Below are 22,902 nucleotides of genomic sequence, written 5' to 3' on the forward strand. Positions count from 1 at the left end.
TTGTATTTGCAACCTCAATCCGTTTTTAAATTTTAAAGGAATGCTATGAATACCAGATGGCAGCTATCCGTGTATCTATGGTTATGTGTGTCGTGGGCGGGTATTGCAATGAATGCATCCTATGCCGCGCATGAAAATAATGAATATGTACCCATTGAGCGAGCAAAGCAGGTGGCGCTTTCTAAACCGAAGTCTGCGTTAATCAGTAGGGCTGTGTTTAATAAAGAGCAGCCCGTCGAAAGCGTATTGCTATCGCCTGATGGCCTTAAAATAAGCTATGTCATTAAGGAGAATAAGCGCAAGCAACTTTGGGTTTATGACGTTGCGTCGGATAACCATGTAAAGCTTATCACTGCGCACAACCTTGAAAACCTAAGTTGGACAGCAGACAGCAATCGCCTTGTTTATGTGGATGCAAAACGAGTTGTATTTGTTGGACTGTCTAAACAACAGCTTGCGCAAACGCGCTATCGCTTGAAAGATGCCAACACCTTGTTTGTCAAAACAGACAGACATAACCCCGATGCATTTTGGTTGCTTAAATATAATGTTAGCCAAAGCATGTACTCTCTAATAAAAGTGGACAGTCACTCAAATCTAAAAAAGGACAGTCACTCAGATGAGCAATCGGACAGTCACTCACACTCAAAATCGGACAGTCACACAAACGAATCTATTCAGTACCGCTCGCCACTTCCAATAATGAATTTTTGGGCAGATGACAGGGCGGTAAGGTTTGTCTCACTAATGGATAACGATTATCAAAGTATTGTTCAACTGCTTGTTGATGGAGAACGAGAAATCATAAAGTGTGAGGTGTTCGATGCGTGTAAAATACAACACTGGTCTGCGCAAACACACACATTGCTGCTCTCTGGTCAAATTGACAATGACACCGCGACGCTTCACGCGATAAACACGAGAACCGGAATCAAGGAGGCCATCACGAATCAAAACAGTCCACCGTTTGATGCTTCACAGTTTTTTATATCTCCAGATGGCAAACCGTTTCTTTTGGGTTATGAAACTCAGTATGTTCACTACGAAGCGTTAACGCCAAATGCCGAGGCGTTACTTAATAGGCTGACGAGCAAAATAAGTAATAATATTTATCGTTTTACCCCTGATAAGTCGTTAACAAACTGGCTGGTTGCCGAAGAAGATCAGCAAAGTGGTAACGTGCATTTTAGGCTTTATTTGGCCGAGTCTGATACCTGGATAAGCCCTTTATCGCACATAGAGCCCTCGCAAACATACGCAATATGGTCAGCGCTTAGAGTGCCAATTCAGTACCAAGCCAGTGATGGTATGCCGTTGTTTGGTTACCTGACATTACCTAATGGTTATAAGGCCAGCGAGGTTCCCTTGGTTGTTTTTCCTCATGGAGGACCGTGGAATAGAAGTCATGGCTCCTACAATCGTATTAGCCAGTTTATGGCGAACCGAGGTTATGCGGTGTTCGAGCCCAATTTTCGGGGTTCAACAGGTATGGGGCAGGCATATATGACAAGCGCTCAGCGCGATTTTGGTAACGGACGTGTTCAGCAGGATATTATCGACGGTGTTGATTACTTGCTTGAAAATGGTGTGGGTCGTGCAGATCGTTTAGCTATTGTTGGGCATTCTTTTGGCGGTTTTAGCGCAATTAATGCATTGGCGTTTACACCCGATAAATTTAGCGTTGCTTTTGCCGCCGCCGCTCCCAACAATATGTCTGATACCATCAGGCATTACAAATCATCTATTCTAGCGGTCTTCTTGCCAATGCGTTTACCTCGCTTTTCGGCTTTGATGAGCGATATAACCAATCGTCAAGACGTGTTGTACCTTTATGAACAGTCACCCGATAAGCACTGGCAGAACATTGATAAACCTCTGTATATGTGGGCAGGTGCGCAAGATGATAGAGTAGCGGTTGAAGATGTGCGAGAATTTGCGTTAAGGCTACAGGCTGATGGCAAGGCCATTAGTTTAGTGAGTGATGCCCGAGAAGGGCACAGCCCAAACAGTACACTTGCAAAAGACGGTTACCTTTACTTGCTTGAGCGTGCGCTGTTTACACACCTCCATGGGAGAATGGAGACCAAAATGACCCCATCGCTCACACGCTATTTCGATAAATTTATGACTATCGATACCAATAGTGTGAGTAACTAAAGCGTTTAAGGGTTAACTAGCGGGTTTTCGCCTGGCTCAATGTGTTTTATCACTTTGGCAGGGTTGCCCGCTAGTACCACATTGTCGCCAAACGACTTTGTCACCACAGCACCAGAGGCAACAACAACGTTATTGCCAAGCGTTACGCCTGGGTTTATAACCGCCATTCCGCCAATCCAACAGTTATCGCCAAGCGTAATAGGCTTGGCAAACTCAATGCCGGTGGCTCTTTGTATTGGGTCAATTGGGTGAGTAGCGGTATATAGCCCTACCTGAGGGGCGAGCATACAATTGTCGCCTATCGTTACACGAGCAGCATCTAAAATAACGCAGTTGAAATTAGCGTAAAAGTTTTCGCCAACATGAATATTCTCGCCATAGTCGCACTTAAATGTCGATTCGATATAAAGCCGCTTACCGGTGCTTCCAAACAAGGTTTTTAAGAGTTGGGTGCGCTTCTTATGCTCGGTCTGGCAGGTAGCATTTAAAAGGTCGAGCTGTTGACGGCACTGCTTTCGCAGCGTGGTGAGTAATTTGTCAGACGGGTAATACAACTCGCCTGACAACATTTTTTCCTGTTCGGTCATAGGTAGGTGCTAGCACTTAAAAAAAGCGCTACGTTACTGCGCTCCGCTGTAACTGACAACCACTTTTTTATCAAATGCGTCATTGTCGAATGCTAAATTAACAGGGCGCTCTAAGATAATAGTACCATCAATCACAACGTCGCTTTCGATAGTCAGTGTCGGTCTGTTGTCCGAGCGTTCGCCCCATGAGCTTTCGCTATCGCGATAAATAATGTTACCGATAATATGCGTATTGCCTTTAAGTGTAATGTCACCGTTAAGTGTTTCAACATCATCTTCTATTACGGTATCAGTGGCAGTGATATCCCCATTTACCGTTTCTACATGACCGCCTATGGTGCTTTGTTTCGGTAGAGTAATATTACCATTTACTGATTCAACATTACCTAACACACTAAGGTGTGATGTTGCTGAAATATCGCCATTAACGATGTCGATACTGCGAACCGTAACATGGCTTTCCATTTCTAGATTACCATTCACAATGCTGACATCGTCTGCACCAGCATGGTCGCTAATCTCAACATTACCATTAACAGATGAAATGTCTCCCGCGTGTTTGCCTTCAGCGATATCAATGTTGCCCAATATCGAACTAAAATCGCTACCGTCCATTGCGCTGGCGTTGCCTACATGGATAACACAGCCAGGCAACATTGAAGCAGAGGCAAGTAATACAGCACCAGCAATCATAGACTTTTTCATTTTCTTATTTCCTTTTTGAACAGCAGATGAGCGAGGGGATTGACGCTCAATGTAACGCAAAACGTTGTTATTAAATGTAAATAATCGTAACTAGCAATAACCAGTTTTACTTTATTGGCAATCATATTATGTGCCACTATTATTTATCTATTAATAACAGTGAGTTACATGCTTTTAGGGTGAAAAGTAGAAAGCCAGAAAGTTTGACTGACTTAAAGTTGGCGTAACTCACTATTTTATAGGGAATTTGAACATTGTTTTGTGAGCGAGAATTCTACAAATTGGCGTTGGGTAAAAAACAAATGTCAAAACTGGACACCCACTTGTTTAGCGTGAAAAAAGTGTCTGTCCTAAATAGTGCTAAATAGTGGAAAGTGCTAAAAAGATGGCTGTCTAAATCAACGCAAGTTTAGATGCTGTAAAGTGGTTTAACATTAAAGTGGAAGGCTTAACGTTGTTTAACAAAGGCCTATTGCTTGCATGTGCTTGCATAATCTCACGGTGTGGTAAGAGAAAGTTTTAAACGCTATTTCGCCAGCGTGCTCTTTATTGGTGACGGTATACGGCAAGATTGAAGATTGTAAATGGAGATTTCATGCAGGATAAATACACGCAGTTAGCGCAGGCCAAGCGACTGGCATTGGGGTGTTTAATCTTTGCCGCTAGTGTTTTTATGATTACCACAGCAGCACCTAAATTTATGCCTGAGTTAGCTACCGCTTGGTGGCTTGGTCTTATTAAAATGGCCAGTGAAGCTGCGTTAGTCGGAGGGCTCGCGGACTGGTTCGCGGTGACTGCGCTGTTTAAACCTATACCAGCAAAATATCCCATACCTCATACCAACATAGTTGCGAATAACAAAAGTGTTATTGCGAATAACCTTTCACTATTTGTGAAAGAGAAATTTTTTCACCCAGAAGCGATAGAGAAATTAATCAGCAGCAGCGATCCTGCCAAGGGCGCGGGGCGATGGCTAGTTGTCGATGCTAATGCTACTCGGTTAAGTCGCTTTACTTGTGATGCTCTTGCAGGCGTGCTGCGAGTGCTGGATGACGAACCCGTTAAGGCGTTTATTGCCCGTACGGCTGAAAAAGGCATTAAACAACTCGACTTGCGCCAGCTTATGGCGACATCGCTTAACGCTGTCACGCGGGAGCGGCAACATCAGGTTGTGCTTGATCGCGTGTTAGGCAAATTGGCAAATTTAATGGCGCAGCCAGATACACAAATTTATATCGCAGATACGCTAGTGGTGTGGCTTAAAACTGAATACAGCCGATTAGAGAAAATTTTGCCGTCAAGCTGGTTAAGTGAACAGGGGGCGCTAATCGCGGTTAAAGCGGTGTCGAGCATACTGGAAGATATCTATCACGATGAAGAGCATCCAATTCGCCATGCTTTTGATGAGCAAGTTCATGAATTTTTGTACGAATTACAGCATAGCCCGTTAATGGAAAAGAAAGTGAATGGCTATCGAGAGAAGATTGTGAATGATCCTGCGCTCAAAAATTACGTGCATCAGTCATGGGGCCGCTTTCATACTTGGTTGCTAGCAACGCTTGATGAGAAAGAGGGGAAAGCTGAAACTAAGGTTGCGTCTTTGCTTAAAGATATTGGTACAAACCTCACAAGTGATAGTGAGTTGTCACGAGCTTTCAATAAGCACATAGGCGAAGCCGCGAAATATATGGCACCGGAACTTGCTGAATTCTTAACTCGTCATATCAGAGATACCATTAACAGTTGGGACGAGCGTGAAATGGCGCAACAGGTAGAACTTAATATTGGACGTGATCTGCAAAAAGTGCGTATAAACGGCACAATAGTTGGCGGGCTTATTGGCGCAATCCTGTTTGGCATTGAAGCACTCGTTGGTCTGTGAAAACGGCTTCAGTACATCGCTACGACATAGAGAGAATAAACGAACAACCATAGTATTTGAAAGCCATAACTAAGCCTTTGATATAGGCCGGGAACGGTTCGTTGCTCAAGTGCTTTTGCCAGTTTGAAAGAATAGTAAAAGCAGCCCGTGATACACAACACTGATATAAGCCGAAGCGATGTTGGATAGACACTAGAAAAAGCCACAATGGCGGGTGCAATGATAAATGAAATCAGCATTATTAGGCCTGACCACGTGTGAATTTTAGAGCTCTTCGAAGGTGTTGTTGTATATGGATCAGCATCCATAGGATAGATGCCACATATCCAAGTTCCGATTCCATGAACAATGATCATCAAGCCAATAAATAGGGTGGGCACGTGTATATGAAAACGATAGCTTACGTAAGCTCCGTAAAGCACGAACAAAATGCCCAATGGATAATTATTGATAGCCGGTGATAACGTTTGAGTGGGGCTGCCAAAAGCGCCAAGTTCACTACAGAATTGCCTTGAATGACTATAGTTTGGATAAAATCGCGATGCGATATAAATACCCAGCACAATCCAAATTGATGCGAGGATGCCTGCAAAAGATAAAAAAGTGACCACTGTCAATTGCCCCGTAAATATTGGAAAATAAAATCAGTTCTTTGGGTTAAATGCGTATATTCTTCGCGTTCAGAAGCTATCAGTTTGTACTATTTTAGCTCAGCGTCTTCTAGTGATACTTCATTACTTAACGTTGCTTTCCACTGTGGCTCGGTTTTGATTGAGTAACTCGACTCTGTGAGCACGCCATCTGCACTTATTTTAATGGTGTAAGGAATTGAGCCTGCATAGTTTCCAAACATTTTTTTAATCAGAACATCGCTGTCAGCTTCAGATTTCCACACTGTGCCAGTGTATCCCGTTTTCTCAAGCATTGTATTTAGCTCGTCCCAGTCATCATCAAGCGAAATAGCAACGACATTAACCGATTGTGGATGTTCGCTTTGAACTGCTTGTAAGTTTTTCAAGGAGCTGTAACAAGGGGCACACCATGATGCAAAGAAGTAGGCAACAGTAGGTTTACCTTCTAAAGAGGGGAAGGACACTTCATTACCCGATGAAGTTAAAAACGTAGGTGTCTGAACCTGTTGTCCAACTAACGCTTTTGACAGCGCAACTTTTTCTTCGTACGTGCTTGCGTTACAAACCGCACTGTAACAACTAAAAAGAAATAATAGGTGTATTGCTTTCAACATGACCTCCGAATTGTCATATATCAGTCCTTTAGAACGATTTCACGGTCTTTATACTAGCCTAACAGCGTGTTTTATTGCCAATTCAATATGAATGATGTAGCTAAACTCGATACGCGCTAAGCTAAAACCACAATTCGTATAAATAGAATAAGAAATTAAACGCAACTGGAATGCAGGTTGCCACTATAACGCCCAAACAAAAAGCCTTGTTTACTCGACCCTTAATGTATTTTTCAGTTCGCGTTTGTTCAATTGACTTTATGATGTCATCTAACGGTTCTGAGTTTTCAGCTTGCCTATTAATCTTGAATTTATAGTTGTCGATAGAAGCGCAGTATTGCTTGTGCTGCTTTAAGAATGCTCGAAGATAGTCTTGGCTAATGCCAGTTTCAAGCGAGAGTGAAATCAACCCACAACCATTTTCACCATGAGAGGCGAGGGTAGTTACTATTGTCCGAGTTTTAGTTTCCATCCAATTCCTTCCATGTAATTCCCTTCACCACTGATTGTGTTCAATTCACTAACCAAGCTTCAAAATAGTCGCTTTGCAAATTAGCAGTCAACTGCATAAAGGCTGTTTATTTTGACGTGTACTTTATTTCTGTTTCGCAACTAAGTGAAAAACCAAATTGTCTGCGTCGACTTTGCCTTTTAGGCCTCCAATTAATTCAGAGCGCTCTAAGCGAGTAACATGGTATTTATCAGCATAAAGTGTATCGACCATACGTTCATTAACACTAAACGGTGGGCCCGCCATTACACTCTGGTCGTATTCAAACGAGATAATTAGTTGCGTGGCATTATTTGTGATTTGGGCTAAATGAGAGGCATATTGCGCTCTTAGGGTATCAGGAAGGGCTACTAGGGCGGCTCTATCGTATATGGCAGATACATCGCCGATGTCTTGTGAATTGAGTTTAAAAATATCACCAACGAATACAGTTAGGGTATCTTTCGAATAAATCTTACCCTTGGGTGTAGCAGTGATATTCGGTGACACACCCAGTTCTTCAAAAAGCTGTTCAATCGCTAATTCACTCAATTCGGCGCCGACTACCTCAGCACCTTGAGACAACAGCCAACTGATATCCCTAGTTTTGCCACATAACGGTACAAATATTCGCGGTATTTTTGAAGTGTCCGGCTCTAGTAACTTTTCTGCATATTTAACGAGTAGCGCATTGCCTTTGGGCTCGTGAAATCCAATTTCATTTTTTTGCCATTTGCTGTGCCAAAAACTATGTTCCATATGTGCCTCTTAGAAAGTAGGTTTTAATGCAGAATATAAAGTCTTTTAAAGTGAGAGCAAAAGAAAAAGGTAGCAAAAACAATCCGCTACCTTTGAGATTTTTCTTAGTTATCGAGTGGGGTATTAAAGTCTTCAGACAGTTCAAAATCACCTTCTACCGTGGTGACTTTGTTATCAACAAAGTTGATGATCATCTGTTTTTGAAAATCTTCGCCGCGCTTTTTCATGCCGCGCTTCATATCGTAAACGTAATACCATGTATCGTCGTCAAACGAGTCTTGAACAACCGGGTTGCCTAAAACGTAAATAACCTGTTCTTTTGTCATGCCAACGCGCAGTTTCTCTACATCCCTTTGATCAAGGAAGTTACCCTGAGGTACGTCAATTCGATAAATCCAATTAGAGCAAGCGGTTGTGGTAAGAGTGATGCTAAGAATTACTAATAGGTGTTGCAACTTCATGCGTTATTGTGTCCAGTATTGCCTTTGTTCGTGCCTGTCCTTAATAAAGTTAAAAACAGGCTGTTTTATTGCAAGCGCGAAAGCATGCTACATTGACAACTATGACCAATCAACTGCATTTTAGTTCGATGCAGCGCTTTTAAGCAGTTCTTTTGCATTAGCAAGTGCAGATTTGGTTATTTTATCACCTGCTAGTAAGCGTGCTAACTCATCAATTCTGTCTTGTTTGGTAAGTGCAAGCATTTGTGTTTCAGTACTTTCCCCATCGGTGAGTTTGGTGACAAAAAGCTGATTATGCGCCTGCGCTGCAACTTGAGGTAAATGAGTAACACACATAACTTGAGATTGCTTACCTAATTTGCGCAGTAGGCCACCAACAATTGATGCCGTCGGCCCACTAATACCCGTATCTACTTCATCGAATATCATAGTTGGAGTGGCATCATTATCGCTAGCAATTACCTGGATAGCTAAGCCGATACGAGATAACTCTCCACCTGACACCACTTTCTCAAGCTTATCAGCGTCTTGGCCTGGATTTGTCGACACCCTAAATTCAACGGTATCTAATCCAGTGCTGATTGGCTTTCTAAGTTCATCATAATTAACGTCTATGCATACCCTGGCGTGGGGCATGTTCATTTGCTGTATTTGATCTTCAATGTCACTAGATAGCTTAGCTGCGGCAGCAATTCGACTTTCTGATAGATGTTTAGTCGTAGTTAAATATGCTTTTCTTGCATCTTCCACCTCAGACTCTAACGTGCCAAGCAGTGACTCTTGCTCACCAAGTAAACGGAATTCGCCCGCTAACTCTTGGTGGTGTCTGTATAAGTCTTCAGGCATTACTGAATGCTTTCTGGCAAGTTCCATCGCCTTTGCATAACGGGCTTCGACGTGTTGTAAACGCAATGGATCAATCTCTAATTGGTCACAATAACTGCGAAGTTCACCCGCCGCTTCTTCTACTTGAATGGCTGCATCGTTTAGCATCGCGATAATGGGGGTTAACGTTGCATCATGTGCTTCGAGTTCGCCTAAACGCTCAATGCTGTTTTGGATCACCGAAAGCGCGTTGCCCTCATCACTTTCATACAAGTTGTAAACACTCGTTTGTGCTTGCTCTAGCAAGCTCTGTCCATTACTTAGGCGTTTGTGCTCTACTTCTAACTCTTCAAACTCACCGTCTTCTATTGCGAATTCGTCAAGCTCTTGAACTTGATACGTGAGTAGTTGCAGGCGATCCTCACGTTGCTGCGCTTGGGCCTGTAAGTCACTTAGTGTTTTCTGTTTATCACGCCATAAATTATAGGCACGTTTTACGGCTTCAAGTAGAGTAGGGTGCCTAGCGTAGCTATCAATTAAATGGCGCTGGTGATCTTCTTTTAGTAGCTGTAGGTGCGTATTTTGTCCGTGAATGGCTAACAGATACTGTCCCAACCCCTTCAGTTGTTGTAGCGAAGCAGGCACGCCATTGATAAAGGCTTTGGAACGCCCTTCTTTTGAAATTACACGTCGAATAAAGCATGCGTTGTCGTCTTCATCAGACGTGAGTTCATGTTCATCTAAAAAGGCTTTCGCTTTTACATTATTATCTAGTGAAAAGTGCGCAATGATCTCTGCTTTTGCCGTACCTTTTCTTACCGCGTTGGCATCAGCACGTTCGCCTAAGCACAGGCTCAGTGCATCAATTGCAATAGACTTACCCGCACCTGTTTCACCAGTAATAGCGGTAAGTCCATTTTCTAACTGAACCGATAATTGTTTAACAACTGCAAAATTTGAAATAGAAAGATGCGCTAACATAACCACACTCGAAAAAGTTGAACATGATGATTTATACAGTACTTGTAAATATATACAGTATTTTTTCTGTGTAAAGAGAAGAGTGAGTATGAAGACGTTGGCAAAGGCTAAGTTTATGATTATAAAGTATTTATTTTTCTCATAGAGATATAAGTATGATGACTCAAATCACTGTACATCAATCGTAAAAAAAAAGAGAGGCAAAGCCTCTCTTCATTACCATTAGTCGAAATAGTTACTGCAGCTCGCCGCTGCCTGATTCGATGTGCGCGCGTACGAACCACTGAAATTGCTCAAGGTCAGCTAATTGGCCTGTGATCATATCTTCTGATACTGCATCGAGGTCACCGAGTGTTTCAATCGCACTGCGGTGGTCGCCATTAACACCAGCATAAACCGCATCGAGTGCTTTTAGGTGATCCATTACTAAGCCTTTACCAATGTTATAGTCGTCCCAAGTACGACCTTCAACAATGGCCTTAGGCGTTCCTTTAGGTACGCCACCTAGAGTTGCGATACGCTCTGCAATGGTATCTGTCATGTCACGCACGGCGTCAACCTGAGGGTCTAACATCTCGTGTACGCCAATAAAGTTTGGGCCAACGACATTCCAGTGAATATGTTTTAGTGTTAGTTGTAGGTCGAGTAAGGCCACTAAACGCTTCTCCAATACCTCAATGGTTTTTGCAGCGGCGTCGTTATCCATTCCGGGTGCCGTAAATTTGATATTGGTCGTGCTCATGATATCTCCTGATTATCTAGTGCAAAAAAATAGATGCTTTCTAGCGCATCTTGAAAAACGTAATAAGAGTGGTGCAACGGCCATGCCGAACTCAGGAGAAACGGTAAGCGCTAGATTTATATGAGAAAAAATGAAATTATTAAAAAATCTTTATTTTTCATAAGGCTAACATTAAGAAAAACCTACACACACGTGTAATAAGTGCAGGAATTATTGAACGAGGTAATCAGGTAACGAGGCACGCTTAGTAAAGCTTACTGCCCCAACCTAACTTTTTACGTAGTACGTTAAAATAGCTGTAGCCTTTTGGATGGACCAAATGTAGCTTGTCAGCGCTTTTGTTTATTCGAATTTCATCACCGGGTAGTACGGGTAAAACGATATGGCTATCGCAGCTTACCTGAAGTGAATCGCTGTTAACCTTAGAGACTTTCATCGACACTTGGCTATCGGCATCCACCACAATAGGGCGGCTACTCAATGTATGAGGAAACATAGGTACTAATGTTAATGCGTCGAGTTTGGGCATAATGATAGGCCCTCCGGCAGACAGGGAATAGGCAGTCGACCCCGTAGGCGTGGCAACGATAAGTCCATCGCTTCGCTGGCTGAACACAAACTGGTCATCAATGTATATCTCAAACTCCATCATGTGCGCTACTTTGCCATGGTGAAGGACGACTTCGTTTACTGCCGAATTATTGCTTTTGAGCTTTTCGTGACGGTAGACCTCTACCTCAAGTAAAAAGCGCTCCTCGACCACGCACTCGCCGGTAAATAGTAATTCGAGTTGCTGTGTGATTTCATCAGGATGAATATCTGTTAAAAAACCAAGGTTACCGCGATTTACCCCCACAACGTGAATATCAAATCGCGCTAATACACGCGCTGCGCCAAGCATACTGCCATCACCGCCAACAACGACCGCTAAATCAGCTTCTTTGCCGATGGTAACAAGATTGCAGCTTCGAAAATTATCGGTTTCTAACTCTTCAGCAATACTTTCTTCAACTAGCAATTCACAGCCTTTGGCCAGTAAATAGTCAGCAAGAATATTCAAGCTATCGTGAGTAGCAGCGTGTTGAGGTTTTCCAATTAAAGCAACGGTTTGATAGGCCATGGAACGCTAATGTCCTTTCATTTCCAATGAGTTGGACATTAGCACAGGTATTTTGCAAAAGGAAAGCGTTAAAGTGTTATTGGGTCACCTAAAGTAACTTGTTTAACGATCTTCTAAGCGGTTGTAATCTAACAAGCCACCCTCTATGGGGTAGTGGCGTTCTGACCACTGCAAAAGTGTATCGCTAAATGCCCAAAAATTTGGATTAGTGCGACGCATGCCCACTTTATCTAGCAATGCTTCGTAGTCTTCTTCGCTTTCCATTTGACGCAGTAGTGTGAGTGTTTGCTCAACCTCAGAGGCATTCAGTTGCCAAAATGCATCTGGATAGCTTCCCAAAAAACCATGCACTAATGTTAAGGAGTCGTTTGCTACATCTCGATTTTCCTCTTCTTCAAACAAACTATTGACGTTAAAGTGGGCGCTGTTTCGCAAAATAGTATACACGTCAATATTGTCCGGTTTTTCGTCGTCTCTTATCATCAAAATAGTGGTTTCAGGCAATATCGTGGCCTGCTTGGCAGGCAAGTCGTTAATTGATGAAAGAATATTGCGTTGTTGTTGGTTCAACACGGCAGCTACTAAGCGTTCTGGTTGCGGCTGTACGTGTGCTAAATGCTCTGCGAGCATAGTGTAGAGTTCTTTTTGCGGTGTTGATGAAGAGTAGGTAATACCGCTTTGTTGGTCAAAGCTATTAATGTCACCTTCGAGGTAGTCTGTAAGCTCTTTGCTCGAATTTTGATACCACTTGGCCAACAGCGTCTTACGAGTATCTGGGGGGAGTAAGTTCAAGAAATTTGACTCGCCTTCCATACGAAGAAAATCCATATAAAGCCGTGTCATTAATTGATGGCCGTAGTTGCCGTAAACATCAAAGCCCGCTACCAGCAAATAGTGAATTCGCTCAAGAAGTGCATAGTCAATCACCCATGCAGTCTTAGGAGTTGCCCCAACCATGCCTTTTACAACAGTAGCATTGTCAAAATGCCTAAATACCGTGAGCGTCGCATTCGTGTTATCGCCATCGCCTGCCCAAATACTGTCGATATTTAAGTGTTCACCTTGCTTAAATGTATTGCTAAGGAATTTATTTCGCGCCCGCATGTAATCACCTTGGCGCTCTGCATATTTTACCCAATTAACCGCCAATGCAGTGCTGTCTTTCTCTGCCGGTAAATGCAAGTTGTGTTGTTGCGAAGAATAAAACGCATTGACGTCATCGGCGGCTGCTACATCTGGCTCGACAAAAAACACCCAAAATCGGTCATTGATTACGTTTAATGCGACTTGTCCTCGGCACACTGGCCCTTTGATGTAACCCATAATGGTATTTTGAGCGCGCTCAAGCATAAAACGGTAGCGGCTTTTAACGGGTAAATCAGTAAAAGCGGTAAGCGGGTTCGCTGCTACCTCTGGCTTATACGAAGGAAGCGCAGGCACATCAAAGTCGGCATCTACAAACCACGCGTTCCATTTCTCCATAAGGTCATTGTTTATGGCGTAGGGTTGATGCGTTTTACTAACGATAGTGGAGTACACACCTTGTAAACGGTAATACACACGTTCAACGCCAGGTTCATCAAATGGGCGTCTTGTTGCAATTACGTCAATAGCACTGCCTGGCGGTGTCCGCGAACGCACCAAATTAAAAAACTGTGGTGTTTCGCTTGAATGGTTATTTGAAGCATTTTCAAAGTAAAGATGAGACGTAAACAAATGTTCATAAATATAACGAGCAGAAAGTTGCGCTTTGTTGCCCTCTGCATTTATCCATCGTTCAAATTCGGCCACAGATTTGCGCTGCGCCTCGTTTAGGTTTGGTTGTTTCGGCATTGGCGCGCCATGATGCAACCACTGTAATAAGGTTGTATGTTCCTTATCACTTAGCCCAGGTAATGCGTAAGGCATACCGCCCATAGGCTGCTTGGCAATATAGCTGTCCATTTCATCTATAGTAGGGCATTGTTGAGCACGATTGAGACTAATATCAAATCCTTCGCCCAAATGCGTTGAAGTGGGTTGTGGATGCTGACGCTTAAGTAACAACATTTGCGCTAGTACCGACGTTTGTGAGGGGGCGGAAGTATCATCATTTGCTGGTAAAACATCAAAAAAGTCGCGCTCACGCCACGCTTCGATAGTGTGCGCGTCTAAAAAGAGTCGATTGGGCGTTGCCGCAGTCAGCCGTGTGCCTTCATATACTTTTTCTTTATTGGCTCCCCGTGACACGCCTTCCGGTGAGGTCATTTTTAGCTGACAGGGCGCGTCATAACATGCATGGCAAACTACACAGCGTTTGGTAAGTACAGGGTTTACTTGTTGGGTAAAGAAGTGTTCGGGAAGTGGCTGTGAAAATGACGTATTTTGCGCCGGGCTGAGCAGTTGGGCATCGGGCTTATTCCATTGCCAAATCAAAACCGCCACTGCCAGTACCGTAAGTACAACTACGGTTTTTACCAAATTACTCATCAAACGTTTCCTTACTTAAATCTTACTTCACACTATCACTATGTTTTAGTGATAGCGTGAATAAATTGTTGTTATTGTACTTGTTACGGTAGCCAGTCGGTTTTCGATTTGTATTTAGCGTATGCATTATTACGGTTTGTATGGACTACACTAAATGACCTAATAGGCACAAGGAGCAATCATGTCATACCAAATTATCTTGCCAAGGTTTATGCACATAGGGAAGGGGGCCAGTGAGCGTATTGTAGATACACTTACTAGCCTACAATGCAGCAAGCCATTACTGGTTACTGACCACGTCATGGTTGAATTGGGGTACGCTGCCGAGATGGCCGCTTATCTGGCAGAACGCGATATTCACATGGATATTTTTTCAGACACGGTGCCAGAGCCTACGGTTTCATCTATTCGCGCCGGCGTGGATATTGTGCGCGAGGGGGATTACGATTGTATTGTCGCGCTTGGTGGTGGCAGCCCAATTGATAGTGCTAAAGCCATTGCTATATTGGGTAAATTCGGCGGACAAATGCGCGATTACAAGTTTCCCAAGGTTACTGATGATGCTGGGTTACCGATTATTGCCGTACCTACCACAGCGGGTACCGGCTCCGAAGTTACCCGCTTTACCATAATTACAGATGATGAGACCAGTGAGAAAATGTTATGCGTAGGGCGCGGCTTTATGCCAACAGCGGCCTTGGTTGATTATTGCTTAACCCTAAGCTTGCCCCAGCGCGTAACCGCCGATACTGGCATTGATGCGTTAACCCATGCCATTGAGGCTTATGTCAGTCGAAAGGCAAATTTATACAGCGATGCGCAAGCATTGTCAGCAATGGCGTTAATCGCACCTAATTTGCGTATGGTGTTTGCCGACCCTAGCAATGAGCGTGCACGAGAATCGATGATGTTAGGATCAACCTTGGCGGGTATCGCATTTTCTAACGCGTCGGTTGCTTTAGTGCACGGTATGAGCCGACCAATTGGTGCCGCATTTCATGTGCCTCACGGTCTATCCAATGCCATGTTACTGCCCTCTGTCACGGCTTTTTCTATTCCTAGTGCAAAAGTGCGATACGCACAATGTGCTCGCGCCATGGGGGTAGCAACGCAGTCTGACAGTGATGAATTGGCTAATGACAAGTTGCTTAATGAATTGCGGGCATTGAATCTAGATCTGCAGGTGCCAACACCTGCTGATTTTGGCATTGATAAAGCCTCGTTTATGGCGATGACTACCACCATGGCAGAACAAGCATTGGCTTCGGGATCGCCGGGTAATAACCCGAGAATTCCAACTATCGATGAGATGGTAGAGCTTTATGGTGCACTGTGGGAGTAAGTACACCGTAAAACTTAGAATTAACTATCGTGCAGTCCAGCCGCCATCTAATATCATGGTTTGACCCGTTATATTACGCGCACTGTTTGACATTAAAAATAATGCGGTATCGGCCAACTCCTCAAGGCTAATAAACTGCTTCTTAGGCATTGGCTCCAGCATTATTTTGTTGATAACTTCGTCTTCCGTTAGGTTATTTTCTTTGGCTTGCGCAGCAATTTGTTGCTCAACCAAAGGTGTTTTGACATAGGCAGGGCACAGTGTGTTTATGGTGACATCACAATCGCCAGTTTCAAGCGCAACGGTTTTAGCAAATCCTAGCAAACCGTGCTTTGCTGCGACGTAAGCCGATTTATAGGGCGAAGCAACAACCGAATGGATAGAGCCAACATTAATGATGCGACCGAAGTTTTGAGCTCGCATGCTAGGCAAGAACGCCTGCGTGAGTAATGCGGGGCCAACAAGCATGATATTAATGAGTTGTTGCCATTTGTCAGCAGGGAAATCTTCAAGACGAGACACATGCTGAATGCCCGCGTTGTTAATAAGCACATCTACTGAGAGCTTTCCAAGTACCTCCGGTAATGATGAGACCTGTTGCGCATTACACACGTCCACCGCCACTGCACTTGCAGAGCCGCCTTGATGACCCGAATCGTGGGCAAGTTTTGCAGCGGCTTCTTGGGCTGCCTGCTCATTAATGTCTGCGATAATGACGTGATGCCCTTGTTGCACCATAGCGTTTGCCATACCAAAACCGATGCCACTCGCTCCACCAGTGATAAATACCGTACGCTTAGTCATTGGCTACTCCATCTGTATTAGTCTGATTTACAGATGCTGAAAGTGATTGCAGCATTTGCGTTACCGCTTTTATTTGCGCCCCTTCTTTGTTGGCATAATCGGAAGAAGAGTAACCCCACCAGTCCCAGCAACCTTGCGGGTTTAATGGCATAAAGAGTGATTTTTTAGTTTGCGGATAAAGCACAACAATATTGTTGTCATCCGCCCATTCGTTGATGCCCGTTTGTGTTGTGTATGCGTCGCCTACCGCATCGGCATACTGGTTGCAGCCGTGAAAGCTGATGTGCGCGCGACATGCTTGCCCCTTTGCGCAGCTTTCTGGAACATAGACAAAGCCTTCGCTTGCTAGTGTCTTAGCGTTGCTGCCAGCAATTTTTTGCTGATCGATAGTGTGCAATTTACCGCTAAGCGCCTTATCTGGCACGTTAAGTCCGCCTATTAAGTGATTAAGCATGTCGCCAGCGGCATCGTAATCGCAATTACCAATAAAAGGGCTTTCTGCTTTCATACAGTTAACGCCTGTTGATACGGTAGGAAATACGTGAGCCATAGGCTTATCGTTAATGTATTTGATATTTGAAGTGTCTGTCCACGATGCGTATTGCTGATGCAGTAAGTTGCTGACCTCAGCGATCACTCTGGTGTCTTGCGTACCGTGAAACAGCCATACTTTGGCGTTTTTGAGATGACTCAGTGAATCAATTTTGCCTGCCGATTCATACTGCAAAGCAGTCTCACTTAGCGCACTTAAATCAATATTGCCTTCAACCTTATTGACGCATTGTGCGAGGGCTGTAGTTATATCGCCTTTTGCACAGAAGTAAGGGCCAGCGGCAAGAACCCCCACACCTTTTACCCAACTGCTATGAGCCAAATGAAATTGTGTCGCCATATAGCCCCCTGATGAGAGCCCTGACACTGTGACATTGCTCACATCCAGCGATAAAGCAGGTACAGGATCGGTGCTTTTTATTTCTTGTGCCCACGTACAGGTGGAAACAAATAGCCCAAGCGCACTGACGCTAGCGGTTAGCATTTTGAACCTTGTTGTCATGGTTATTCCTTTTCTAAAAATGATTTTATTGCGTCGGCCTGCGCTGCGATGTTTGCTACACCTTCCAGGTGTCCTAAATTGCCACCTAACGTGCGATAGGTACTGCTGTGTTCCATTTGTGTTAATTGCTGATACGCGTTGTCAGCTAAATATGGCATTAGGAGCAAGTCAGACGTTGATGGAATAAATAGTGTTTTCGCTTTTATTGTTTTTAAGCCTTCTTGAAGCGATTGTTGATGACCTGCTACAAACAGCTGGCAGGCCCTTACTAAATATAAAAGGTGATTCGCGTCCATGTTTTTACTTCTATCGTAAGCACGTTCTCGAAGCCACTTGACGATAGAATGGTCGTCGGTAATGTCGTTCAGCGGGTTTTGTTCAATATTGTAAAAATCTATTGCATTGCCTTGTTGATTAAAAAAGTCTGGTGTCAGCGCGTTTTGCGTAATGAGCATCAACGATGCTGCAAGGCCGTCGCGAGGCGGGGTATTACCGTAATAGTTACCGTTGTTAAAGTGTCTGTCCAACTTTATCGGGGTAGCCCAATGTTCAAGAAATGCGGTTGTCCAAGCGTCACTCTCGCCCGCGCCAATGACTGAAATCATTCTATCAACCCAATCAGGATAGGCACTTGCCCAGTCGATGGCTTGCATTGAGCCCATAGAAGGTCCAACGACAGCGTGAAGCTTGCTAACGCCAATGCTCTCGAGCAATGCCTTTTGAATGTTTACAAAATCTCTGATAGTCACTACCGGAAACGAAAGGCCATAGGGTTTGCCTGTCTCTGGGTTAATACTCGCAGGGCCAGTAGTAACCACATTGCTGTCGAATGCATTCAAATTAGCAAGGGTATCAACGCTCACCACATAGAACTTGTTGGTATCAATTGCTTTGCCTGGCCCTATAATAGAGTCCCAGTAGCCCGGTGCGCTATCATGCGGGCTGTATTTACCCGCAGCGTGTGAGCTCCCTGAGAAATAGTGGGTAATCAGAATCACATTATCTTTGTTTTTCGATAATTTCCCATACGCTTCCCAGCCTACTTTTACTTGCTTGATTTCCTTTTTACCGAAGGTCGTGAAGCTATCTAGTGTGAAAACCTGCTTTTCAACCAGCATATGGCCATTACGGCTTGCTACTGTTGGGTTGTCCGCAGTTGATGCCTGCGCGAACTGAACACAAAAGCCAAACATTACGAACACACAGAAAACATTTACTGAAAACCGTAATTCTGTTGTGTTGCAAAAACGCATTATCATGTCGATGTTCATCCTTTAAAGAAAGCTAAACAGGCCAATCGCCATCGCAAGACCAATAAGTGGCACTACAACAGTAAGTGCGCCAACTGCCCAGTAAGCTGCTTGATGGGTCTCGTGACAAATTGCTCGTATGGTTGTCACTACGTAGCCATTGTGGGGCAGGGAATCTAATGCACCTGATGAAATTGATACAATACGGTGTAACTGGTCTGGTTCAACGCCTTGGTCCAAATAGTGCGGAGCTACAAGCGGTAAGGCAATGGCCTGCCCACCAGATGCACTGCCAGTAAGACCGGCAATTACGCTTACCGCAATTGCAGCACCGATTAACTCGTTACCGGGAATAGCCGTCATTAACTCAACGGTATTTTGAAAGGCATCGGTGTTTTTGGCGATAGAGCCAAAACCTACCACTGCAGCAGTATTACCAATTGCAATTAGCGCACCTGTCGTACCTGCATTTATGGCAGAAGACAAACTATGAAAGTGTGAATAATTAATGGCGAGCAAACACAGTACGCCGCCTCCCAAAGCCAAAATAAGCGCCAGTTGTGCTAGAGACTCATGAAACAAAAATGAAATCACTAACACGACAATAAGCGGAATTATGCCTGTTAGCGGATGAGGTAGGGCACGTGTGCGTACTTCTGGATCGCTTTCACGGGCTTCAAAAACTTCACCGTCATTTACCGCTTTTCTGATCATTTTGGCTAACCACCAATACCCAAATACGGCCATAAACAGTGCTACCACCAAGCTTACTTCCCACGCGGCAAAGGGCGACGTGCCCAAGTATTTTATGGGTATCCAGTTTTGGATTTCAGGCGAACCTGCCGATGTCATGGTAAATGTCACTGAGCCAAACGCCATTGCAGCAGGAATGAATCGTCGCGGCAAGTTGGCATCTTTAAACAGGCTCACGGCCATTGGATACACCGAGAATGCGACGACAAAAACACTTACGCCACCATAGGTTAAAATAGCGCATGCCAACACAACGGCCAACACCGCGCGTTTGTAACCTATTTTAGTGATAATCCATCGAGATACTGCGTCGGCAGCGCCCGTATCTTCCATAAACTTACCGAACAACGCACCAAGTAAGAACATGAAAAACCACGACGCAATAAACCCTGAAAATCCGCTCATATAGGTTTCAACAAAGTTTACGTCGCCGGTAAACACGGCAATGTTGTTGGTTAGTGCAACGACTAACGCACATAAAGGGGCTGCAATAAACAGATTCATTCCGCGTATTGTTAATACAATAAGCAGCAACAATCCGCCTACCAAGCCAATCATACTTAACATAGTTATTTCCTTTAAAAATCTGTGACCGCAGATGATCCGGAACAGTTAAGTCGATACGAGTTTTGTATAGCGCGACGTCGTTCAAAATAGAAAGACACCGTATAAATGCGATACAAATCAATTAAAAGCATAAAATTCAGTTTCAAAGTTTGACGTTACTTTTGTGAAAATCCCATAGTACGATGGTACTACATACTGTTAACAAATAATTAACTAAAGTGAGTTGGACCGTAGGCAATACATCCGGCAGTGAACAAAACTTAAAAGAAAAAAGGACTCACTATGTCACCATCTACACACACAACATCTGTCGCTTCTACACGTATAAGCGATGACACAAACTCACCACGCATGCGTCGTAGCATCTGCGCTGTTGCTGTGGCGGCAGGGCTATTGTCATTGCCTGCGTTGGCGCAAGATGCAGAAAATGCAGCGGCGGAAAATGAGAAAGGAAAGTTAGAACGTATTGAAGTGACAGCGCGTAAAACCGTAGAGTCATTGCAAGAAACACCTGTTGCCATTACGTCAGTTGGAGCAGCTGAATTGGGTGAAAAGGGGATTAGTGTTCTAACCGAGATACAACAGTTTTCGCCTAATACAACACTACAAACCAGTCGTGGTACCAACTCTACATTAACCGCTTTTATTCGCGGTTTAGGTCAGCAGGACCCACTATGGGGCTACGAGCCGGGTGTCGGTATTTACGTAGATGATGTCTATATTGCACGTCCTCAAGGGGCGGTGCTTGATTTACTGGATGTTCAGCGTATTGAAGTATTACGTGGTCCACAAGGCACACTCTATGGTAAGAATACTATTGGTGGCGCGGTTAAATACGTGACCAAAGAAATGTCTGGCGAAACTCAAATGAACGTAGAGGCGACGGTAGGTAGCTACAGCCAACGAGATGTGCGTGTTACTGGGCAATTTCCATTAGTTGAAGATACCGTTTACTTAGGTGTTGGCTATGCGAATCTCAATCGAGATGGTTTTGGCGAATACCTGCTTAGCGCCTTGCCTAATCAAGATAAAGAGAACTACAACAAAGATTTATGGGCAGCGCGAGTCACTTTAGAAATTCATCCAAGTGACGACCTATTTTTTAGAATCGGATGGGACAAAACGGAAGATACATCAAATGCGAAAGGCGGCTATCGTCTGTTACCCAGTATTTTAACCGATGCACCTGTACCTGACTCAGTATATGACTCTTATACCAGCCTACCTACGTGGAACAAGGTTGAGTTAGAAGGTTACAGCTGGTTGGCGCGCTACAATGTCAGTGAAAATTTAGAGCTTAAATATATCGGTTCGCATCGCGAGAGCTACTCGCCAACCAATATCGATTTTGACAATACGCCGCTTCCTATCTTTGATGTGCCTGCCGAATATGATGACAGTAATGATACCCATGAACTGCAAGCAAATTATGCAGGTACAAACTTTAGCTTAGTGTCTGGCTTGTATTTTTACGACGGTGAAAGCTGCGGTAATTTCGATGCAATACTAGGGGTACTTGGTGTGGCGCTTGGCGCACCTGGGTTGACCCGAGAAGTCACAGGCTGTAACAACTCTGAGAGTTGGGCTGCGTACGCACAACTTAACTATGACATTAGTGACAAAGTTTCATTGTCATTAGGTGCCCGTTATACAGATGAAGAAAAGTCGGCAGTGGTAAACAATGGTCTTATTTTTGCCAACGTTTATCCGTATACCGATTGGATCGATGGCTATGTCCGTCCTGATGGCCAGTTAGTGCCGCAAGTTCTGGGGTCTGATAGCGATGGTGACGGTGTACTTGATGCACCAGCGGTGCAAAGTTGGTCTCGCTTTACGCCAAGAGTCGGCATTGAGTATCAAATGAACCGCGATACCATGTTTTTCGCGAGCTATTCACAAGGCTTCAAGTCAGGCACGTTTAACCCTCGCGCCCAAGTTAACGAGCCAGGTGTAGAACCTGAAGTTGTAGATAGCTTTGAATTAGGTGTGAAAAGCGATTTAACTGACGCACTTCGTATGAACGTTACCTTGTTTTCCTATGACCACAAAGATAGACAATACATCGGTGTAGAGGGCGACCTTTCTGATCCGACTGCACTTGATCAGCGTCTAAGAAATGCGGCTGAAACTGCGGCCAAAGGTGCTGAACTTGAAATGACATGGGTAGCTACAGATAACCTACAATTCGATGTAGCCTATGGGTACATTGATTTTGAAATTAAGAAAAACAATGCAACGCCACCGCTTATCGGCCTAGCGAGTACGCCTGAAAATACGTTTAACTTTAACGCGAACTATTTATTTGAAACCGATTTCGGTGATATCTCGTTTAACGCCAATTACTACTATCGCGACGATTACTTAATTTTCGAAACCAGTGATCTTATTCAGCAAGATGCTTATGGCATGGTAAATCTAAGTGCGCGTTGGGAGAGTGTTGAAGGCGATTGGTACGCAGGGTTACATGTTAAGAACTTAACGGACGAAGAATACCTCGTAGGCGGTTACGACTTTGTAACCCGTGATGAGCAAGGCAACTTTGGACCTGGGCTAGGCGGTGATACAACGCTTATTGGTTACTATGGCGATCCTCGTACAGTACACCTCACAGTGGGCTACCGCTTTTAAGTCTATGCATTTTAATTAGCAACGAATTTGCGTAATGCTATGTCACGCGTCGGGTCAAAATGAGTGTTCGAACACTACTT

19 protein-coding genes are annotated in these 22,902 nt (G+C 44.1%); 4 read left to right on the forward strand and 15 right to left on the reverse strand.

Going from position 1 to position 22,902, the window contains the following annotated elements; translation table 11 throughout:
* The first annotated feature begins 45 nt into the window (after nucleotides 1–45).
* Nucleotides 46–2,157 (forward strand): alpha/beta hydrolase family protein, encoded by a 2,112-nt coding sequence (locus tag LHL20_RS10240; protein WP_226433236.1) that lies wholly within the window; start codon nucleotides 46–48, stop codon nucleotides 2,155–2,157.
* A 5-nt stretch (nucleotides 2,158–2,162) separates the two neighbouring features.
* Here LHL20_RS10240 and LHL20_RS10245 read toward each other — a convergent pair whose 3' ends face one another.
* Entirely contained in the window at nucleotides 2,163–2,744 is a 582-nt protein-coding gene (locus LHL20_RS10245; RefSeq protein WP_226433237.1) for a sugar O-acetyltransferase, read from the reverse strand.
* A 33-nt stretch (nucleotides 2,745–2,777) separates the two neighbouring features.
* Complete coding sequence (locus LHL20_RS10250; protein ID WP_226433238.1) at nucleotides 2,778–3,449, reverse strand: hypothetical protein; 672 nt, start codon at nucleotides 3,447–3,449, stop codon at nucleotides 2,778–2,780.
* A 595-nt stretch (nucleotides 3,450–4,044) separates the two neighbouring features.
* Between LHL20_RS10250 and LHL20_RS10255 the strand changes: the two genes are divergently transcribed.
* Nucleotides 4,045–5,331, forward strand: coding sequence for a DUF445 domain-containing protein (locus tag LHL20_RS10255; RefSeq protein WP_226433239.1), 1,287 nt, complete (start codon nucleotides 4,045–4,047; stop codon nucleotides 5,329–5,331).
* A gap of 8 nt (nucleotides 5,332–5,339) precedes the next feature.
* On the opposite strand, the gene LHL20_RS10260 is transcribed toward LHL20_RS10255, so the two are convergent.
* The 9 genes from LHL20_RS10260 to LHL20_RS10300 form a co-directional block, all read right to left on the reverse strand.
* Nucleotides 5,340–5,942, reverse strand: a complete 603-nt coding sequence (locus LHL20_RS10260) for a DUF998 domain-containing protein (RefSeq protein ID WP_226433240.1) — start codon at nucleotides 5,940–5,942, stop codon at nucleotides 5,340–5,342.
* 89 nt (nucleotides 5,943–6,031) lie between these two features.
* The gene (locus tag LHL20_RS10265) at nucleotides 6,032–6,577 is read right to left on the reverse strand and encodes a TlpA family protein disulfide reductase (protein WP_226433241.1); all 546 of its coding nucleotides are present in this window, start codon (nucleotides 6,575–6,577) and stop codon (nucleotides 6,032–6,034) included.
* Between the two features lie 121 nt (nucleotides 6,578–6,698).
* Entirely contained in the window at nucleotides 6,699–7,049 is a 351-nt protein-coding gene (locus tag LHL20_RS10270; protein ID WP_226433242.1) for a hypothetical protein, read from the reverse strand.
* Between the two features lie 123 nt (nucleotides 7,050–7,172).
* The gene (tmpT, locus tag LHL20_RS10275; RefSeq protein WP_226433243.1) at nucleotides 7,173–7,826 is read right to left on the reverse strand and encodes a thiopurine S-methyltransferase; all 654 of its coding nucleotides are present in this window, start codon (nucleotides 7,824–7,826) and stop codon (nucleotides 7,173–7,175) included.
* A gap of 104 nt (nucleotides 7,827–7,930) precedes the next feature.
* Nucleotides 7,931–8,287 (reverse strand): outer membrane protein assembly factor BamE, encoded by a 357-nt coding sequence (locus LHL20_RS10280; protein ID WP_202264764.1) that lies wholly within the window; start codon nucleotides 8,285–8,287, stop codon nucleotides 7,931–7,933.
* Between the two features lie 120 nt (nucleotides 8,288–8,407).
* On the reverse strand, nucleotides 8,408–10,093 hold the full coding sequence (gene recN / locus LHL20_RS10285; RefSeq protein WP_226433244.1) for a DNA repair protein RecN: 1,686 nt from the start codon (nucleotides 10,091–10,093) through the stop codon (nucleotides 8,408–8,410).
* Nucleotides 10,094–10,328: 235 nt separating this feature from the next.
* Nucleotides 10,329–10,835, reverse strand: coding sequence for a DNA starvation/stationary phase protection protein Dps (gene dps, locus LHL20_RS10290; protein WP_202264768.1), 507 nt, complete (start codon nucleotides 10,833–10,835; stop codon nucleotides 10,329–10,331).
* A 244-nt stretch (nucleotides 10,836–11,079) separates the two neighbouring features.
* The gene (gene nadK / locus LHL20_RS10295) at nucleotides 11,080–11,955 is read right to left on the reverse strand and encodes an NAD(+) kinase (protein ID WP_226433245.1); all 876 of its coding nucleotides are present in this window, start codon (nucleotides 11,953–11,955) and stop codon (nucleotides 11,080–11,082) included.
* Between the two features lie 102 nt (nucleotides 11,956–12,057).
* Complete coding sequence (locus tag LHL20_RS10300; RefSeq protein WP_226433246.1) at nucleotides 12,058–14,424, reverse strand: fatty acid cis/trans isomerase; 2,367 nt, start codon at nucleotides 14,422–14,424, stop codon at nucleotides 12,058–12,060.
* Nucleotides 14,425–14,605: 181 nt separating this feature from the next.
* On the opposite strand from LHL20_RS10300, the gene LHL20_RS10305 reads away from it, so the two are divergent.
* Complete coding sequence (locus LHL20_RS10305; protein ID WP_226433247.1) at nucleotides 14,606–15,766, forward strand: iron-containing alcohol dehydrogenase; 1,161 nt, start codon at nucleotides 14,606–14,608, stop codon at nucleotides 15,764–15,766.
* 24 nt (nucleotides 15,767–15,790) lie between these two features.
* On the opposite strand, the gene LHL20_RS10310 is transcribed toward LHL20_RS10305, so the two are convergent.
* From LHL20_RS10310 to LHL20_RS10325, 4 genes are all read right to left on the reverse strand, one after another.
* Nucleotides 15,791–16,570, reverse strand: coding sequence for a 3-hydroxybutyrate dehydrogenase (locus tag LHL20_RS10310; protein WP_226433248.1), 780 nt, complete (start codon nucleotides 16,568–16,570; stop codon nucleotides 15,791–15,793).
* Nucleotides 16,563–17,630: an extracellular catalytic domain type 2 short-chain-length polyhydroxyalkanoate depolymerase gene (locus LHL20_RS10315; protein ID WP_413228893.1), complete on the reverse strand. Its 1,068-nt coding sequence runs from the start codon at nucleotides 17,628–17,630 to the stop codon at nucleotides 16,563–16,565. Before LHL20_RS10315 ends, LHL20_RS10310 begins: the two co-directional genes overlap by 8 nt.
* Nucleotides 17,627–18,817, reverse strand: a complete 1,191-nt coding sequence (locus tag LHL20_RS10320) for an E22 family MetX-like putative esterase (RefSeq protein ID WP_226433289.1) — start codon at nucleotides 18,815–18,817, stop codon at nucleotides 17,627–17,629. Before LHL20_RS10320 ends, LHL20_RS10315 begins: the two co-directional genes overlap by 4 nt.
* A gap of 81 nt (nucleotides 18,818–18,898) precedes the next feature.
* Nucleotides 18,899–20,194 carry a GntP family permease gene (locus tag LHL20_RS10325; RefSeq protein ID WP_159628046.1) on the reverse strand — a complete coding sequence of 432 codons (1,296 nt, stop codon included), beginning with the start codon at nucleotides 20,192–20,194 and terminating at the stop codon, nucleotides 18,899–18,901.
* 282 nt (nucleotides 20,195–20,476) lie between these two features.
* On the opposite strand from LHL20_RS10325, the gene LHL20_RS10330 reads away from it, so the two are divergent.
* Nucleotides 20,477–22,822, forward strand: a complete 2,346-nt coding sequence (locus LHL20_RS10330) for a TonB-dependent receptor (protein WP_226433250.1) — start codon at nucleotides 20,477–20,479, stop codon at nucleotides 22,820–22,822.
* Nucleotides 22,823–22,902 lie beyond the last annotated feature (80 nt).

This window comes from Alteromonas sp. McT4-15, assembly GCF_020515205.1.
GTDB lineage: Bacteria > Pseudomonadota > Gammaproteobacteria > Enterobacterales > Alteromonadaceae > Alteromonas.

What these genes read in the sequence shown, in the direction of transcription:
- LHL20_RS10310 (WP_226433248.1), bottom strand. Translation starts at nt 16,570, where the DNA reads ATGACTAAGCGTACGGTATTTATCACTGGTGGAGCGAGTGGCATCGGT.
- LHL20_RS10280 (WP_202264764.1), bottom strand. Translation starts at nt 8,287, where the DNA reads ATGAAGTTGCAACACCTATTAGTAATTCTTAGCATCACTCTTACCACA.
- LHL20_RS10305 (WP_226433247.1), top strand. Translation starts at nt 14,606, where the DNA reads ATGTCATACCAAATTATCTTGCCAAGGTTTATGCACATAGGGAAGGGG.
- LHL20_RS10265 (WP_226433241.1), bottom strand. Translation starts at nt 6,577, where the DNA reads ATGTTGAAAGCAATACACCTATTATTTCTTTTTAGTTGTTACAGTGCG.
- nadK (WP_226433245.1), bottom strand. Translation starts at nt 11,955, where the DNA reads ATGGCCTATCAAACCGTTGCTTTAATTGGAAAACCTCAACACGCTGCT.
- recN (WP_226433244.1), bottom strand. Translation starts at nt 10,093, where the DNA reads ATGTTAGCGCATCTTTCTATTTCAAATTTTGCAGTTGTTAAACAATTA.
- dps (WP_202264768.1), bottom strand. Translation starts at nt 10,835, where the DNA reads ATGAGCACGACCAATATCAAATTTACGGCACCCGGAATGGATAACGAC.
- LHL20_RS10245 (WP_226433237.1), bottom strand. Translation starts at nt 2,744, where the DNA reads ATGACCGAACAGGAAAAAATGTTGTCAGGCGAGTTGTATTACCCGTCT.
- LHL20_RS10270 (WP_226433242.1), bottom strand. Translation starts at nt 7,049, where the DNA reads ATGGAAACTAAAACTCGGACAATAGTAACTACCCTCGCCTCTCATGGT.
- LHL20_RS10320 (WP_226433289.1), bottom strand. Translation starts at nt 18,817, where the DNA reads ATGTTTGGCTTTTGTGTTCAGTTCGCGCAGGCATCAACTGCGGACAAC.
- LHL20_RS10250 (WP_226433238.1), bottom strand. Translation starts at nt 3,449, where the DNA reads ATGAAAAAGTCTATGATTGCTGGTGCTGTATTACTTGCCTCTGCTTCA.
- tmpT (WP_226433243.1), bottom strand. Translation starts at nt 7,826, where the DNA reads ATGGAACATAGTTTTTGGCACAGCAAATGGCAAAAAAATGAAATTGGA.
- LHL20_RS10255 (WP_226433239.1), top strand. Translation starts at nt 4,045, where the DNA reads ATGCAGGATAAATACACGCAGTTAGCGCAGGCCAAGCGACTGGCATTG.
- LHL20_RS10240 (WP_226433236.1), top strand. Translation starts at nt 46, where the DNA reads ATGAATACCAGATGGCAGCTATCCGTGTATCTATGGTTATGTGTGTCG.
- LHL20_RS10325 (WP_159628046.1), bottom strand. Translation starts at nt 20,194, where the DNA reads ATGTTAAGTATGATTGGCTTGGTAGGCGGATTGTTGCTGCTTATTGTA.
- LHL20_RS10300 (WP_226433246.1), bottom strand. Translation starts at nt 14,424, where the DNA reads ATGAGTAATTTGGTAAAAACCGTAGTTGTACTTACGGTACTGGCAGTG.
- LHL20_RS10330 (WP_226433250.1), top strand. Translation starts at nt 20,477, where the DNA reads ATGTCACCATCTACACACACAACATCTGTCGCTTCTACACGTATAAGC.